Source organism: Serratia sp. szju, assembly GCF_044594185.1.
In the GTDB taxonomy this organism is placed as follows: domain Bacteria; phylum Pseudomonadota; class Gammaproteobacteria; order Enterobacterales; family Enterobacteriaceae; genus Serratia; species Serratia bockelmannii.
This window is the reverse complement of sequence record NZ_CP172576.1, coordinates 1,253,485-1,268,943: the sequence shown is the minus strand read 5'-3', so window position 1 is coordinate 1,268,943 and position 15,459 is coordinate 1,253,485. Positions and strand designations below refer to the sequence as shown.

The following is a 15,459-nucleotide window of genomic DNA, read 5'->3' as shown; positions in this document are numbered from 1 at the left end:
ATGCCTCTAAAAATAACGTGCATGCCCCGCCCGGCGGCGCTTGCAGTGGCGTTGCTTTGCAGTATGACCCTTCCGGCTCAGGCGTACGATCAACTGTACGTCTTTGGCGATAGCCTGAGCGATACCGGCAACAACGGCCGGTTCACCTATGACGGCAGTCAGCATCTGCTGTACGACGAAGCGTTGGCGCAACGCATCGGCGCGGCGCTGGTGGCCTCGGACAACGGCGGTGAAAACTACGCCGCCGGCGGCGCCGTGGCGGTGCCGGGCCTGAACCCGGTCGACAACACCCAGGATCAGGTGCAGCGCTACCTGAATCGGGTTAACGGCCAGGCCGATGGCGACGGTTTGTATATTCACTGGATCGGCGGTAACGATTTGGCGGCGGCGGCGCTGAATGCCGCTACCGCGCCCGGCGTGGCCTATAACAGTGCCGCGGCCGCCGCCGCGCAGGTGCATTCGCTGCTGAACGCCGGTGCCGGCACGGTGATCGTGCCGACGGTGCCGAACATCGGCTCCACGCCGCAGCTGATGGAACTGATCATTCAGCAGGCGCTGCCGCCGGTACAGGGGGCGGCGATCCAGGCGGCCTATGCCACGCTCAATTCGGTGGCTACCCCGGACAACGCTTCGCGCACGCAGGCGATCCACGCGGCGTTGGCCGCCGCGGCGAAGCAGGGCAGCGCCATTCCTCAGGTGCAGCAGGCGATCGCCGCGCAGCTTATCGCGGCGTATGACAGCCTAAGCGCGCAGGCCGCTCAGCTGACCGATTTCTATAATCAAAGTGAAGACCGTCTGCTGGCGCAGGGGGGCGGCAATATCGTGCGGGTGGACGTCAACAAGCTGTTCGCCGAAGCGATCGCCAATCCGGCGCAGTTCGGCTTCGCCAACACGGCCGGCATGGCTTGCCCGGCGGGCGTTTCCTCGGCGGTTTGCCGTTCCGACATGCCCGGCTTCGACGCTGGCCAGTCCTATCTGTTCTCCGACCATTTCCACCCCAGCCCGCAGGCGCACCTGCTGATTACGGATTATATTCAGGCGGTGTTGGATGGCCCGGCGCAGGTGGTGGCGCTGAATCAGGCGACGGCGGCGATGGCGCGTGACAGCCGCGCCACGCTCGACAGCCGTTTCCAGCAGCTGCGCAACGGCGACAACCCGCAGGGCTCGCTGGGCGTGTTCGGCGGCTACGCCGGCCAGCACTACGACTATGCCGATAATCGGGCGGCGGGGGACGGCAACGCCACCACCCACAACCTGACCGTCGGCGTGGACTATCAACTGACCGACAGCTGGTTGATCGGTGCGTTGATCGCCGGTTCCAACGACGATCAGCATCCTTCCAGCCGTTTTGATTACAAGGCGCGCGGGCTGCTGCTGTCAGCCTTCAGTTCGCTGGCGCTATTCGAGCAGGGCTGGGTCAACGCCGATCTGCACTATGCGACGATGGACTATGACGACATCCGCCGCAGCATGCGGCTGGGGCCGCTGACGCGTACCGAAACCGGGTCGACCACCGGCAAGCAGTGGGGCGCGCGCGTGACCGCCGGTTATGACTTCCCGATCGCCTCTTACCTGACCACCGGGCCGGTGGCGCAGTTCGCCTGGGATTACAGCCGCGTTTCCGGCTACGGTGAAGACGGCGATGACAGCACCGCCATGCGCTTCAACGATCAAACCTATCACTCGCAGATCGGCGCGCTGGGTTGGCGGCTGGATACGCAATTCGGCGTGTTTAACCCTTATGCGGAAGTGAGTTATCAGCATCAGTTCGGCGACGACGTCTACCGCGCCGGCGGCGGCCTGAAATCGACGCAAACCTCGTTTACCCGCGACAGTGCGGGCCAGGACAAAAACTGGGTGGATGTCACGCTGGGGGCCAACATGCCGTTGACGGACAGGGTATCGGCCTTCGCCACCGTTTCGCAAACCGGCGGGCTGAGCAGCGGCGAGCAGTTTATGTATAACGTCGGCGTCAGCGCACGTTTTTGAATTGGCCATCGGCGCGCTCAAGGGCGCAGGATAGTCATAAGGTCTGATAAGGGATTTATGAGGAAGGCGGCCTGGGGTGAATTATGCGGGCCGCAATGACGTTGGCGGAAATACAAAAAAAAACTGATCCTATGAAAGGATCAGGTAGCCACTTGGCCAACACCAGGGAAAATTTTATTTATTATTGTATAACCAAAGATTAACTGTCAATTTGTTTCTGTGGCCCGTTAGCGCCGTCTTTCATCCCTGGCCGTTCCTCCCATGCCCCGACCGTCGGCACGCCGCGTGATATCGCCTTATTGTTCACGATAATAAGAAATAATCTGGCACTTGATCACATTATCTCTCGATGAGGGGAGTTTTTTAGTTGATAAAATTAACAAAAATAACATTGTCGCAACTTTATCTCGTGGCAAATATAAAGATACACGCACGGAAATCAGCCTGAATTTGACCGGCGAGGGGAGAAATAGCGTTCAGCTAATTGACTATTTAAACGGCGGCGAGTGATATTTTTGTTTAGATACTCTAATGTTTTTGCCGGGTGTGTCTTTCTGGACGGCGAGGCGACCGGCCGGCGCGTTGTCCTTCCCTCGGTGCCCGCCGCGTGAAAATCCAGCGCTTCTCACCCCGATTCGCACTTGTTGCCGGATTCTGGCTGTATATCTTACGGTCAAAGGGTATACTGGCGCATTCCATCTAAATCCACTTGTATCGCGTGCGAATTCAACATGCAAAAGTTTGATACCAAGACCTTCCAGGGCCTGATCCTGACACTGCAGGATTATTGGGCGCGCCAGGGCTGCACCATCGTTCAACCATTGGACATGGAAGTCGGCGCGGGAACCTCACACCCGATGACGTGCCTGCGCGCACTGGGGCCGGAGCCGATGGCGACCGCCTATGTGCAGCCATCCCGTCGCCCGACCGACGGCCGCTACGGCGAAAACCCGAACCGTCTGCAGCACTACTACCAGTTCCAGGTGGTGATTAAGCCATCGCCGGACAACATTCAGGAACTCTACCTGGGCTCGCTGAAAGAGCTGGGTCTGGATCCGACCATCCACGACATTCGCTTCGTGGAAGACAACTGGGAAAACCCGACGCTTGGCGCCTGGGGCCTGGGTTGGGAAGTGTGGCTGAACGGCATGGAAGTGACGCAGTTCACCTACTTCCAGCAGGTCGGCGGCCTGGAGTGCAAGCCGGTAACCGGCGAGATCACCTATGGTCTGGAGCGTCTGGCGATGTATATCCAGGGCGTGGACAGCGTATACGATCTGGTGTGGAGCAACGGCCCGCTGGGCGTCACCACCTACGGCGACGTGTTCCACCAGAACGAAGTGGAGCAATCCACCTACAACTTCGAATACGCCGACGTCGACTTCCTGTTCTCCTGCTTCGAGCAGTACGAGAAAGAAGCTCAATCGCTGCTGGCGCTGGAAAAGCCGCTGCCGCTGCCGGCCTACGAACGCATCCTGAAGGCGGGCCATACCTTTAACCTGCTGGACGCGCGCAAGGCGATTTCGGTAACCGAGCGCCAACGCTACATTCTGCGCATCCGCACGCTGACCAAAGCCGTTGCCGAAGCCTACTACGCTTCCCGCGAAGCGCTGGGCTTCCCGATGTGCAACAAGAAGAACGAGAACTAAGAGGCAGCCATGACTCAACAGACTTTCCTGGTGGAAATCGGCACGGAAGAGCTGCCGCCGAAGGCGCTTCGTTCCCTGGCGGAATCTTTCGCCGCCAACTTCACCGCCGAGCTGGACAACGCCGGCCTGGAACACGGTGACGTGAGCTGGTTCGCCGCACCGCGCCGCCTGGCGCTGAAAGTGGCCAACCTGAGCGCGGCACAGGCCGATCGCGAAATTGAAAAACGCGGCCCGGCGATCGCCCAGGCGTTCGACGCCGAAGGTAAACCGAGCAAAGCGGCCGAAGGCTGGGCGCGCGGCTGCGGCATCACCGTCGATCAGGCTGAACGCCTGGTGACCGACAAGGGCGAGTGGTTGATGTACCGCGCCCACGTCAAAGGTCAGTCGGCGCAACAACTGCTGGCCGGCATGGTCAGCACCGCGCTCGGCAAGCTGCCGATCCCGAAACTGATGCGCTGGGGCGATTCCGACGTGCAGTTCGTGCGTCCGGTGCACACCGTCACGATGCTGCTGGGCGCCGATCTGATCCCAGGCACCGTGCTGGGCATCGAATCCGCGCGCACCGTGCGCGGCCACCGCTTCATGGGCGAAGCCGAGTTCACCCTCGACAATGCCGACCAATACCCGCAGATCCTGCTGGAGCGCGGCAAAGTGGTCGCCGACTACGAAGCGCGTAAAGCCCTCATCAAGCGCGATGCCGAACTGGCGGCGCAGAAGATTGGCGGCAAGGCCGATCTGAGTGAAAGCCTGCTGGAAGAAGTGGCTTCGCTGGTGGAATGGCCGGTGGTGCTGACCGCCAAATTCGAAGAGAAATTCCTGGCGGTGCCGGCGGAAGCGCTGGTGTACACCATGAAGGGCGACCAGAAGTATTTCCCGGTGTACGACGCCGCGGGCAAACTGCTGCCGAACTTTATCTTCGTAGCCAACATCGAGTCGAAAGACCCGCAGCAGATCATCTCCGGTAACGAGAAGGTGGTGCGTCCGCGTCTGGCCGACGCCGAGTTCTTCTTCAACACCGACCGCAAGAAGCGTCTGGAAGACAACCTGCCGCGCCTGGAAACCGTGCTGTTCCAACAGCAGCTGGGCACCCTGCGCGACAAGACCGACCGCATTCAGGCGCTGGCGGGCTGGGTTGCCGGCCAGATCGGCGCTGACGTCAACCACGCCACCCGCGCGGGCCTGCTGTCGAAGTGCGACCTGATGACCAACATGGTGTTCGAATTCACCGACACCCAGGGCGTGATGGGCATGCACTACGCGCGCCACGACGGTGAGGCGGAAGACGTCGCCGTTGCGCTGAACGAGCAGTATCAGCCGCGCTACGCCGGCGATGCGCTGCCGCAGTCGCTGGTGGCCTGTTCCCTGGCGATCGCCGACAAGATGGACACCCTGGCCGGCATCTTCGGCATCGGTCAGCATCCGAAGGGCGATAAAGACCCGTTTGCGCTGCGCCGTGCCGCGCTGGGCGTGTTGCGTATCATCGTCGAGAAAAACCTGCCGCTGGATCTGCAGACACTGACCGAAGAGGCCGTGCGCCTGTACGGCAGCAAGCTGACCAATGCCAAGGTAGTCGACGAGGTGGTGGAATTCATGCTGGGCCGCTTCCGCGCCTGGTATCAGGAAGAAGGCCACGCGGTCGATACCATTCAGGCGGTGTTGGCGCGCCGTCCGACCAAGCCGGCCGACTTCGACGCGCGCGTCAAGGCGGTATCCCACTTCCGCACGCTGGACGAGGCGGCGGCGCTGGCTGCGGCTAACAAACGCGTCTCCAACATTCTGGCGAAGTCTACCGAAACGCTGAACGACAGCGTGCGCGCCTCGGTGCTGAAGGACGCGGCGGAAATCCAGCTGGCGACTCACCTGGTGGTGCTGCGCGACAAGCTGCAGCCGTACTTCGCGGCGGGCAACTACCAGGAAGCGCTGGTGGAACTGGCCGCGCTGCGTGAGCCGGTGGATGCGTTCTTCGACAACGTGATGGTAATGGCGGACGATGCGGAAGTGCGCGTAAACCGCCTGACGCTGCTGAGCAAATTGCGTGAACTGTTCCTGCAGGTGGCGGATATCTCCGTACTGCAGTAAGCGATTCTCTGCTGTGAAAAGGCGCCTGCGGGCGCCTTTTTTATTTCCGTTTCCTGGGTGCGAAGGCAAGGTCGCCTGGCGACTTGGGGGGCGACTTGGGGGGCGACTTGGGGAAATTGAAGCGTCCGGTCGCCGACGGCAATGAACCTCAGTGCGTTTTGCGCACGATGTTCAACCGCCTCCGGCCGAGACAATGTTCACCGCAAACGGAATCGCGTATCGGAACGCCGCCAGTTGATCTATTCTTATAGGCGCACGGAGTGCGCAAAAAGGGGCGGAGTCCAATGAAAAAGCAGGTTTATAACAGGAGTTATGTCACATGGCGGTAGGGATCCAGAGCAGAGGTTTCGCGCGTTGGTTGGCACCGGTATTGGCATTGTTGGTGGTCATGCAATTGACCGCCTGCGGCGATAAAGAGCCGGAACAGCGCAAAGCATTTATCGATTACTTACAGAATACCGTGATGCGCAGCGGGGCGAATATCCCCACGCTGAGCGAAGACCAGAAGCAGAAGTTCGGCAACTATGCCGGCGATTACGCGATTTTGGTCGGCTTTTCACAGCAGCTGTCCAAGTCGGTCGGCGCCAGCCTGACCCCGGCGTTGGATCAGATTAACCAGATCCGCACCGCGCAGGACTATCTGAACAAACGCGATGCGCTGCAGCAATCGGTCGGGGCGTTGAACCTGCTGGGCCAGCAGATCCAGTCGGCCAAATCGCAGGCGGATACTGCCCACGCGGCGCTGAAACAGCCTGACGATCTGAAGGCGGTGTACAACCAGGCCTATGACAAAATCGTCACCGCACCGGCCAACGCCTTGATGCCGGCGATCCCGACCACCGCCAGCTTTGTGCAGGATCTGGTGCAGGTCGGCGATTTCCTGCAGAGCCAGGGCAATCAGGTCAGCTTCAACAACAACGGCGTGCAGTTCCGCACCGCGCAGCAGGTGGCGCAGTACAACACCATGATGTCGAATCTGGTGGCCAAACAGCAGAACCTGATGAATGCGCAGAAGACCATTCAAAGCGTGACGCAATAATAACGCGTCCAGGCGCGAAACAGGCCGGCATTGCCGGCCTGTTTTATTTCCCCTCAGCGTTTCCAATAGCTTGCTGGTTTATTGCGCAGGCTTCTGTACTACACTTCAATTAATCCATTCATTAGGCAATGTAGTTTTCTTTCATTCATCACTTCGCTAGTTCCCGGCGGGATGAGTGCTCACAGGGAAGATCAAACAGAGCGTTGCGATCGGCGCTGCAGCTAAAAATAAATTGTGACTAATGTCACAATTCAAAAACAAAACGCCAATTTAAAAATGTGATCATAGTCACTTTATTGGGGGTTTTGTGGCGACTTTTTTCTCACTGTGCTTTTTTTACACGCCATAAATGTGATCTTTATCACTATAAATGAGGGTTTGTTGGGGTGTTGTATGTGACTTGTATCACAAAAAATTCGTGAAGTTCGCGTGACAAAAACAGCGTGATAGAGTCCGTTTCGCATACAGCGGCAACACGGCTGGATCGTCACAACAATAATCACGCGCTCTATTGTCAGCGCGTAACAATAGGGGTGTGTTTTATGTTTTCACCAGACATCAAGGTTAAAGTGCAAAACTTTGGCCGCTTCCTGAGCAACATGGTGATGCCCAACATCGGCGCCTTTATCGCCTGGGGGATTATCACCGCGCTATTCATTCCAACCGGCTGGCTGCCGAATGAAACCTTAGCCAAGCTGGTCGGCCCGATGATCACCTACCTGCTGCCGCTGCTGATCGGTTATACCGGCGGGCGGCTGGTGGGCGGCGATCGCGGCGGCGTCGTGGGTGCCATCACCACCATGGGCGTCATCGTCGGTGCCGACATGCCGATGTTCCTCGGCTCGATGATCGCCGGCCCGCTGGGTGGCTGGGCTATCAAGCATTTCGACCGCTGGGTGGACGGCAAGATCAAAAGCGGCTTTGAAATGCTGGTGAACAACTTCTCCGCCGGCATCATCGGCATGCTGCTGGCGATCCTGGCCTTCCTGGGCATCGGGCCGCTGGTGGAGGTGCTCTCCAAGCTGCTGGCGGCGGGCGTGCACGTGATGGTGAAGAACAACCTGCTGCCACTGGCGTCCATCTTCGTTGAACCGGCGAAAATCCTGTTCCTGAACAACGCCATCAACCACGGCATCTTCTCGCCGCTGGGTATCCAGCAGGCCACGGAAGCCGGCAAGTCGGTGTTCTTCCTGATTGAAGCCAACCCAGGCCCGGGCATGGGCGTGCTGATGGCCTACATGTTCTTCGGCCGCGGCAGCGCCAAGCAATCCGCCGGCGGTGCGGCGATCATTCACTTCCTGGGCGGCATCCACGAAATCTACTTCCCTTACGTGCTGATGAATCCACGTCTGCTGCTGGCGGTGATCCTGGGCGGCATGACCGGCGTATTCACCCTGACGATGCTGAACGGCGGCCTGGTTTCTCCAGCTTCCCCGGGTTCGATCCTGGCGGTGCTGGCGATGACGCCGAAAGGCGCCTACTTCGCCAACATTGCGGCGGTGTGCGCAGCCTTTGCCGTCTCCTTCGTGGTGTCCGCTTTCCTGCTGAAAACCTCCAAAGTGAAAGAGGATGACGATCTGGAAGCCGCGACCCGCCGCATGCAAGAGATGAAATCGCAGTCCAAAGGCGGCGCAGCGGCGCCAGCGTCGGTCGACGGCGATCTGAGCACCGTGCGCAAAATCATCGTCGCCTGCGATGCGGGCATGGGTTCCAGCGCCATGGGCGCCGGGGTGTTGCGCAAGAAAGTGGCGGACGCCGGGCTGAAGAACATCTCGGTGACTAACAGCGCCATCAACAGCCTGCCGGACGATGTGGATCTGGTCATCACGCACCGCGATCTGACCGAGCGCGCGATGCGCCACGCGCCGCAGGCCCAGCACATCTCGCTGACCAACTTCCTCGACAGCAAGCTGTACAGCGATCTGGTCGACCGTTTGGTAGCGGTCAACAAAACCACCGACAACCAGCAGAAGGTGCTGGGCGCGCTGGACGACAGCTTCGAAGCCGGGGAACCGAACCTGTTCAAGCTGAGCGAAAGCAATGTGTTCCTCAACCTGCAGGCTAGCGACAAAGAGCAGGCGATCCGTTTCGCCGGCGAGCAGCTGGTGAAAGGCGGCTACGTCGAGGCGGAGTACGTGCCGGCGATGCTGGAGCGCGAAAAGCTCACCTCCACCTACCTGGGCGAGTCGATCGCCGTGCCGCACGGCACCATCGAGGCCAAAGACCGGGTGCTGCGCACCGGCGTGGTGTTCTGCCAGTACCCGCAGGGCGTGCGCTTCGGCGATGAAGAGGATGAAGTGGCTCGCCTGGTGATCGGCATCGCCGCGCGCAACAACGAGCATATTCAGGTGATCACCAGCCTGACCAACGCGCTGGATGACGAGAGCGTGATTGAGCGGCTGGCGAATACCACCAGCGTCCAGGAAGTGCTGGACCTGCTCGGCGGCAAAAAAGCTGGATAACAGAATCATTTTAAAGGGTGCAGCTTGCTGCACCCTTCGACATTAAGAAGGTAGAGTTATGAAAGCATTACATTTTGGCGCAGGGAATATCGGCCGCGGTTTTATCGGCAAGCTGCTGGCGGACGCCGGGGTTGAACTGACCTTCGCCGACGTCAATCAAACGGTGCTGGATCTGCTGAACAGCCGTAAAAGCTACGCGGTGCACGTGGTGGGCGAGCAAGAACGCGTGGAGCGCGTCAACAACGTCAGCGCCGTCAACAGCGGCAGTGAGGCGGCGGTGGCGCTGATCGCCGAAGCGGATCTGGTGACCACCGCCGTTGGCCCGCAAATTCTCGCCAAAATCGCCGGCACGATCGCCAAAGGGCTGGTGCTGCGTCATCAGCAGGGCAATGTGCAACCGCTGAACATCATCGCCTGCGAGAACATGGTGCGCGGCACCAGCCAGCTGAAACAGCATGTGTTCGCCGCGCTGCCGCAGGATGAGCAGGCATGGGCTGAGCAGCATGTCGGCTTCGTCGATTCGGCGGTCGATCGCATTGTGCCGCCGGCGGACAGCAACGACCCGTTGGAAGTGACGGTGGAAACCTTCAGCGAATGGATCGTCGATCAGACCCAGTTCAAAGGCCAGCCTCCGGCGATCGCCGGCATGGAGTTGACCGATAACCTGATGGCGTTCGTCGAGCGCAAGCTGTTCACCCTCAACACCGGTCACGCCATCACCGCCTACCTCGGCCAACAGGCCGGGCTGCAAACCATTCGCGACGCCATTCTCGACCCGGCGATCCGCCGCGTGGTGAAAGGGGCGATGGAAGAGAGCGGCGCGGTGCTGATCAAGCGCTACGGCTTCGACGCCGACAAGCACGCCGCCTACATCAACAAAATCCTCGGCCGCTTCGAAAACCCGTATCTGCACGACGACGTCGAGCGCGTGGGCCGTCAGCCGCTGCGCAAACTGAGCGCCGGCGATCGCCTGATCAAACCGCTGCTGGGCACGTTGGAATACGGCCTGCCGCATGCCAACCTGATCCAGGGCATCGCCGCCGCCATGAGCTACCGCAGCGAACAGGATCCGCAGGCGCTGGAGTTGGCGGAACTGCTGAACACGCTCGGGCCGAAAGCCGCGCTGGCGCAAATTTCCGGCCTGCCGGCGGAAAGCGAGGTTGTAGAAGAGGCCGTTGCTGTGTATAACGCCATGCACAAGTAGAATCGTGATGATGAACACCCGAGCGCAGCTTGCTGCGCTCCTGCAACCCGAGTTCGGCATCGACGGCCCTCCCCACGCCTTTCGAAAAGCGACGATGGAAGAAGCACAGGCATTTGAAAACCAGGTTCTGGAAAAGCTGAACGCGGGCAAAACGGTGCGCAGCTTCCTGATCGCAGCGGTAGAGCTGCTGGCGGAAGCGCTCAACGTGCTGGTGGTGCAGGTATTCCGCAAGGATGACTACGCGGTGAAATATGCCGTCGAACCGCTATTGTCCGGCAGCGGCCCGCTGGGGGAGCTGTCGGTGCGCCTGAAGCTGATGTACGGCCTGGGGGTGATTTCCCGCCACGAATATGAAGATGCCGAGCTGCTGATGGCGATGCGCGAAGAGCTGAACCACGACGGGTCGGAATACCGCTTCGTCGATGACGAAATTCTCGGGCCGTTCGGCGAGCTGCACTGCGTGGCCGCGCTGCCGCCGGTGCCGACCTTCCTGCAGCCGGGCGAGGCGGATGAAGCGCTGATCGCCATGCAGCGCCAGCGCTATCAGCAGATGGTGCGCTCCACCATGGTGCTGTCCATTACCGATCTGATCGCCGGCATCGGCGCCAAACAACCTTCCCGACTCTCTCCTCTCGGCCGCGGCTAAGCAAAGGCCGCGCGCCACTCGTCGAACAACAGCCATAGCGCGGTGGCGGCCATCAGTCCGGACATCACGCCGTTGAAGGCGCGCAGTTTCCAGGTCACTCGCAGCGCGTTGCGCAACCGGTCGCCCAGCACCGCCCACAGCAGCACGCACGGCAGGTTCAGCAGCGCGAAACCGGCGATGACCGACAGCGTATGGACGAAGGTGGCGCCTTCGCGCGGGGTGAACAGGATCGCCACGTTGATCACCATCAGCCAGGCTTTGGGGTTGACCGCCTGAAACAGTGCACCGTTGAGCAGGCTCATCGGCTGCGCCTGCTCTTTGGCGTCCGGCGAGGCCGCCTGAAACAGCTTCCATGACAGCCACAGCAGATAGGCGCAGCCGATCACCGCCAGCGGGAGGCGGATGACGCCGGCCCAGCTCAACGCCAGCGCCAGCAGCGGGATAATGATCGCCAGCTGTACCGCACAACCGACACAGATGCCAAACAGCATCGGCAGGGTGCGGCGCAGGCCGAAGTTGACGCCCGACGAGGCCAGCAGCAGGTTGTTGGGGCCGGGGGTGATCGACATGACGGTGACGTAGCTGACAAAGGCGGAGTCCAGCATGGCAGGTTCCTTGAAAATGACGGTGATAACGAGAGGATCAGCATAATCGCTGCAATGGGATGGTGACAGAACCACAAATCGGATATTGTCATGGTTACAGTTGTGCAAAATGTAAACTGTACCCATTACCTGGAGAGAAACTGTGACCTTGCTCGATGAAACCCCGGATACCCGCTACCTGCAGCTGGCGGATACGTTGGCCGAGGCCATTCGACGCGGCACGCTGCTGCCCGGTGACCGCTTGCCTTCGGTGCGGCGCTGTGCGCAAACGCACCGCGTCAGCATCAATACCGTGGTGTCGGCTTACCGCACGCTGGAGGATCGCGGGCTGATCGAAGCGCGACCGCAGTCGGGGTTTTATGTCCGCAGCACGCTGCCGGCGCTGAAGATGGCCTCGGCGCCCAGCGGCCGCATCGAGCCGCCGGCGGACGACGTGCTGGCGCTGATCGATACGGTATTCGCCGCCCAGCAGAATCCGGCCTTCACTAACATTGCGCTGGCCTGCCCGCAGACCAGCGACTTCTATCCCGGCGGCAAGCTGGGGCGTATGTTGTCTTCTCAGCTGCGCCGCCAGCCGGATCTGATCGGGCAGTATCCGTTGCCGCCCGGCAGCCTACGGCTGCGCCAGCAGATCGCCCGCCGCTCGATGACGCTGGGCATGTTGCTGGAGCCGGGCGACGTAGTGCTGACCCATGGCTGCATGGAGGCGCTGCAGCTGGCGCTGCGCGTCACCACCAAACCGGGTGACTGCGTCGGGCTGGAGTCGCCAACCTATTTCTATCTGCTGCCGCTGCTGGCCAGCCTGGGGCTGAAAGCGCTGGAAATCCCCACCGATCCGCAGCTGGGGCTGTCGCTGGACGCGCTCGAGTTGCTATTGAACGAGAAGCGGCTGAACGCGGTGATCGCCATGCCGACGGTGCAAAACCCGTTGGGCTGTACCATGCCGCTGGCGGCGAAAAAGCGGCTGGCGCGGCTGATGAACGATCATCAGGTGCCGTTGATTGAAGACGGGCTGTATGCCGAGATCCAGTTCGGCGGCGCGCTGTCGCCGGCGGTGAAGGCGTTCGATCGCGACGGCTGGGTGCTGTTTTGCTCCAGCTTCACCAAAACGCTGGCGCCGGATTTTCGCGTCGGCTGGATCTGCGGCGGCCGTTTTCACGAGGCGTTGCGCAAGCTGAAGGCGGTGTCGTCGATGTCCGAGTCGCAGCTGCTGTCGGAAACGCTGGCGACCTTCCTGGAGAGCGGAGGCTACGATCACCATTTGCGCAACCTGCGCAAGCGCTATGCGGCGCAGGTCGACGAGGCGCGGGCGCTGATCGCCCGGCATTTCCCACGCGGCACGCTGGCCACGCAGCCGGCGGGCGGCTTCGTGTTCTGGGTCGAATTCCCTCCCGGCGTGGACAGCGTGGCGCTGTTCCATCAGCTGTTGGAGGAGCAGATCTGTTTGACGCCGGGCACCCTGTATTCGCCCAGCGGGCGCTACCGCAACGCGCTGCGGCTCTCCTGCTGCTACCCGTTCAACGCGCGCTACACCCAGGCGTTGGCCCGGCTCGGCGCCAAGGCCTGCGAGATGAGCGGCCTGCCGCCCGGTATTGCGCAGGACGGGTAACGGCGCGCGCCTTTTGCTACAATGCCGGTATCATTGATTAGCGTGCCATTTTGGGCACAACGGGCCAGAGACCATGAAAGAGAAAGAAAAGGCAGAGATCAAGCGCCTGAGCGACCTGCTGGACGCCTTGAACCACAAAGACGCCACCGTGATCCAACAGGGCAACCCTGAGTTGATCGCGCAGCACACCAAAGAAAAAGAGAAACTGGCGACGGAGATCGAGCGCCTGAAAGACGTGCGTGGCGAGAAGCTGAGCGCCGAAGCGCAGAAGCTGAGCAAGCTGCCGTTCAGCCGCGAGATCACCAAGAAAGAGCAAGCCGATATGGGCGCGCTGAAGAAAAGCGCGCGCGGGCTGATTGTGGTGCACCCGATGACCGCGCTGGGCCGCGAGATGGGCCTGAAAGCGGTCACCGGTTACGCCAAGAAAGCGTTCTGAACCCCCGGGCGTCAGACCTTGGTGGTGAAATACGCCTTGGTCTGATAGGGCACGGTGACCGTGTCCTGGCCCTGCAACTCCTCTTCTTCCGCCACCAGCTGGCGCAACCGATCGATAACCTGCTCCTGTTGCGCCTGTGGCAGTGCGGCGATAAAGCTGGTTGAACGTACCCGGTTGTAGATCACGTCCTCCACCGCGCCGCGGTGGCCCAGCATAAACACCTGCTCCTGCAGCGGTTCAAAGCCTTTGAACGGGAAGAATTTGCGCCATTCGCCGGTATAGAAACGCGGCGCATCGCCTTCGTGGCTATCGACGATCTGATTCAGTTTACGCACCCAACCGACGCGCGCATCGCGCATGTTCCACACCAGACCGAGTTTGCCGCCGGGCTTGAGAATACGCTGGATTTCCGCCAGCGCCTGCGGCGTGGCGAACCAGTGGAAGGACTGGGCGCACACCACGGCATCGACCGACTCGTCCGGTAGCGGGATCGCGTCGGCGGTGCCCGCCAGCGTTTTCACCTGCGGCAGCGCCGCCGACAATTTTTCCAGCATTTGCGGCACCGGTTCGACGGCGATCACCTGCGCGCCGGTTTCCAGCAGGCGCGGAGTGAACTTGCCGGTACCGGCGCCGAGATCGATGACCGTCATGCCGGCGTGCAGGCCGATAGACTCACGCAGCCAGGCGGCGATTTCCGGCGGGTAATCCGGCCGGCCTTTCACATAGCGATCGGCGTTGGCCTGATAGCCCTCGGCGGCGGCGTGATGAATCGAATGGGTCGGGGTGGTCATATACCTGGCTCCTGGCTGAAAAACACGCGGCTACAGTATATACCCGTCATACTTGAAGCTGCATCTGTGTTGACTGCGAGCGCTCACCCCAGTCACTTACTTGAGTAAGCTCCTGGGGACTCCCGCTCTTGCCGCCGTGATGCAACTCCAATTATTTAGGGTAATGGGCGGAAGAAGAGGGTTAACGCGGCATTCGGCGCACGTTTTTCATCTTTTCCGCCAGCGATTTCAACGGCCGAGCAGGCGACGGTTGAAGTCCTCGAGGCGCCCTTCGGCAAGCCGCGTGAGCATGGTCTTGCTCCAGCTGGCGGAGAGGCCGGCCACCGCCAACAGGCGGCGATATTGTTCCGCGTCGAACGGCATGTGCCAGGCGATGGCGATGGCTTCGGCCACCGACACGTCGCTGTTGCGCGCCGCCAGCTCCAGCGGACGATCGCCGCTGACCGCACCCGGCGAGACCACCCGATACAGCCAGCCGCAGCGGCCGCTTTGCTGCATCAGCACCGAAATATCCTCGATGGCGAAGTGGTAGTTGAGCTTGAAGCACGGCGAGCGCGGCTGGGTGACCTGGATCAGCGCTTCGCCCCAGCGGAAGATGTCGCCCATAAACACATTGTGTTCGGTCAGTCCTTCGGTGGAGATATTCTCGCCGAAGGCCGGGGCGCAAAACTGCTCGGCCTGCGCCGGAAACTGTTCGCGCCAGTGGGCATAATGCTCGCGCGGGTAGTGGCACAGCGCGCGATCCGGCCCGCCGTGGTAGCTTTTCTCGGCTTGCTCGTCGCCTTCCAGGCCGAGCGGCGTGAGCCGGATGGCGCCATCCACCTGGCGTTTGGCGATGGCGCTGGGGCGCCCGCCTTCATAGGGTTGAATATTGCCGATGTAAACGTCTGGGTGATGCATGTGCGCCTCCGTGTCTCGCGTCGAGGGCTCAGCATAGCCTGAGTTGTGTC

12 protein-coding genes are annotated in these 15,459 nt (G+C 61.0%); 9 read left to right on the top strand and 3 right to left on the bottom strand.

Annotated elements, in window-relative coordinates; genetic code table 11:
- From RE418_RS06020 to RE418_RS05990, 7 genes are all read left to right on the top strand, one after another.
- Window positions 1-1,989, top strand: coding sequence for an autotransporter outer membrane beta-barrel domain-containing protein (locus tag RE418_RS06020; protein ID WP_089181473.1), 1,989 nt, complete (start codon window positions 1-3; stop codon window positions 1,987-1,989).
- 731 nt (window positions 1,990-2,720) lie between these two features.
- A complete protein-coding gene (gene glyQ / locus RE418_RS06015) occupies window positions 2,721-3,638 on the top strand; it encodes a glycine--tRNA ligase subunit alpha (RefSeq protein ID WP_043140757.1) in 918 nt (305 codons plus the stop codon).
- 9 nt (window positions 3,639-3,647) lie between these two features.
- Window positions 3,648-5,717, top strand: coding sequence for a glycine--tRNA ligase subunit beta (gene glyS / locus RE418_RS06010; protein WP_049207117.1), 2,070 nt, complete (start codon window positions 3,648-3,650; stop codon window positions 5,715-5,717).
- A gap of 319 nt (window positions 5,718-6,036) precedes the next feature.
- The gene (locus tag RE418_RS06005) at window positions 6,037-6,756 is read left to right on the top strand and encodes a DUF3053 domain-containing protein (RefSeq protein ID WP_025304780.1); all 720 of its coding nucleotides are present in this window, start codon (window positions 6,037-6,039) and stop codon (window positions 6,754-6,756) included.
- 542 nt (window positions 6,757-7,298) lie between these two features.
- Window positions 7,299-9,218 (top strand): PTS mannitol transporter subunit IICBA, encoded by a 1,920-nt coding sequence (locus tag RE418_RS06000; RefSeq protein WP_025304781.1) that lies wholly within the window; start codon window positions 7,299-7,301, stop codon window positions 9,216-9,218.
- A 58-nt stretch (window positions 9,219-9,276) separates the two neighbouring features.
- Complete coding sequence (locus tag RE418_RS05995) at window positions 9,277-10,422, top strand: mannitol-1-phosphate 5-dehydrogenase (RefSeq protein WP_049209024.1); 1,146 nt, start codon at window positions 9,277-9,279, stop codon at window positions 10,420-10,422.
- A gap of 94 nt (window positions 10,423-10,516) precedes the next feature.
- Entirely contained in the window at window positions 10,517-11,068 is a 552-nt protein-coding gene (locus RE418_RS05990; RefSeq protein WP_016929575.1) for an MltR family transcriptional regulator, read from the top strand.
- Here the strand turns inward: RE418_RS05990 and RE418_RS05985 are convergent.
- Window positions 11,065-11,673 (bottom strand): LysE family translocator, encoded by a 609-nt coding sequence (locus RE418_RS05985; protein WP_025304783.1) that lies wholly within the window; start codon window positions 11,671-11,673, stop codon window positions 11,065-11,067. The genes RE418_RS05990 and RE418_RS05985 overlap by 4 nt on opposite strands.
- Before the next feature lie 142 nt (window positions 11,674-11,815).
- Here RE418_RS05985 and RE418_RS05980 point away from each other — a divergent pair, with 142 nt between their 5' ends.
- The gene (locus RE418_RS05980) at window positions 11,816-13,282 is read left to right on the top strand and encodes a PLP-dependent aminotransferase family protein (protein ID WP_025304784.1); all 1,467 of its coding nucleotides are present in this window, start codon (window positions 11,816-11,818) and stop codon (window positions 13,280-13,282) included.
- Between the two features lie 73 nt (window positions 13,283-13,355).
- Window positions 13,356-13,718, top strand: coding sequence for a YibL family ribosome-associated protein (locus RE418_RS05975; RefSeq protein WP_025304785.1), 363 nt, complete (start codon window positions 13,356-13,358; stop codon window positions 13,716-13,718).
- 11 nt (window positions 13,719-13,729) lie between these two features.
- Here RE418_RS05975 and RE418_RS05970 read toward each other — a convergent pair whose 3' ends face one another.
- Together RE418_RS05970 and yiiM are read right to left on the bottom strand one after the other, a co-directional pair.
- Window positions 13,730-14,509 (bottom strand): class I SAM-dependent methyltransferase, encoded by a 780-nt coding sequence (locus RE418_RS05970; protein ID WP_043140768.1) that lies wholly within the window; start codon window positions 14,507-14,509, stop codon window positions 13,730-13,732.
- Between the two features lie 228 nt (window positions 14,510-14,737).
- Window positions 14,738-15,409: a 6-hydroxyaminopurine reductase gene (yiiM, locus tag RE418_RS05965; protein ID WP_025304787.1), complete on the bottom strand. Its 672-nt coding sequence runs from the start codon at window positions 15,407-15,409 to the stop codon at window positions 14,738-14,740.
- Window positions 15,410-15,459: the final 50 nt, after the last annotated feature.

Bases quoted from the DNA above. Each gene is read 5' to 3' on its own strand.
- RE418_RS06005 (WP_025304780.1), top strand. From the start codon at position 6,037: ATGGCGGTAGGGATCCAGAGCAGAGGTTTCGCGCGTTGGTTGGCACCG.
- RE418_RS05990 (WP_016929575.1), top strand. From the start codon at position 10,517: ATGGAAGAAGCACAGGCATTTGAAAACCAGGTTCTGGAAAAGCTGAAC.
- RE418_RS05975 (WP_025304785.1), top strand. From the start codon at position 13,356: ATGAAAGAGAAAGAAAAGGCAGAGATCAAGCGCCTGAGCGACCTGCTG.
- yiiM (WP_025304787.1), bottom strand. From the start codon at position 15,409: ATGCATCACCCAGACGTTTACATCGGCAATATTCAACCCTATGAAGGC.
- RE418_RS05995 (WP_049209024.1), top strand. From the start codon at position 9,277: ATGAAAGCATTACATTTTGGCGCAGGGAATATCGGCCGCGGTTTTATC.
- glyQ (WP_043140757.1), top strand. From the start codon at position 2,721: ATGCAAAAGTTTGATACCAAGACCTTCCAGGGCCTGATCCTGACACTG.
- RE418_RS06000 (WP_025304781.1), top strand. From the start codon at position 7,299: ATGTTTTCACCAGACATCAAGGTTAAAGTGCAAAACTTTGGCCGCTTC.
- RE418_RS06020 (WP_089181473.1), top strand. From the start codon at position 1: ATGCCTCTAAAAATAACGTGCATGCCCCGCCCGGCGGCGCTTGCAGTG.
- RE418_RS05985 (WP_025304783.1), bottom strand. From the start codon at position 11,673: ATGCTGGACTCCGCCTTTGTCAGCTACGTCACCGTCATGTCGATCACC.
- glyS (WP_049207117.1), top strand. From the start codon at position 3,648: ATGACTCAACAGACTTTCCTGGTGGAAATCGGCACGGAAGAGCTGCCG.
- RE418_RS05970 (WP_043140768.1), bottom strand. From the start codon at position 14,509: ATGACCACCCCGACCCATTCGATTCATCACGCCGCCGCCGAGGGCTAT.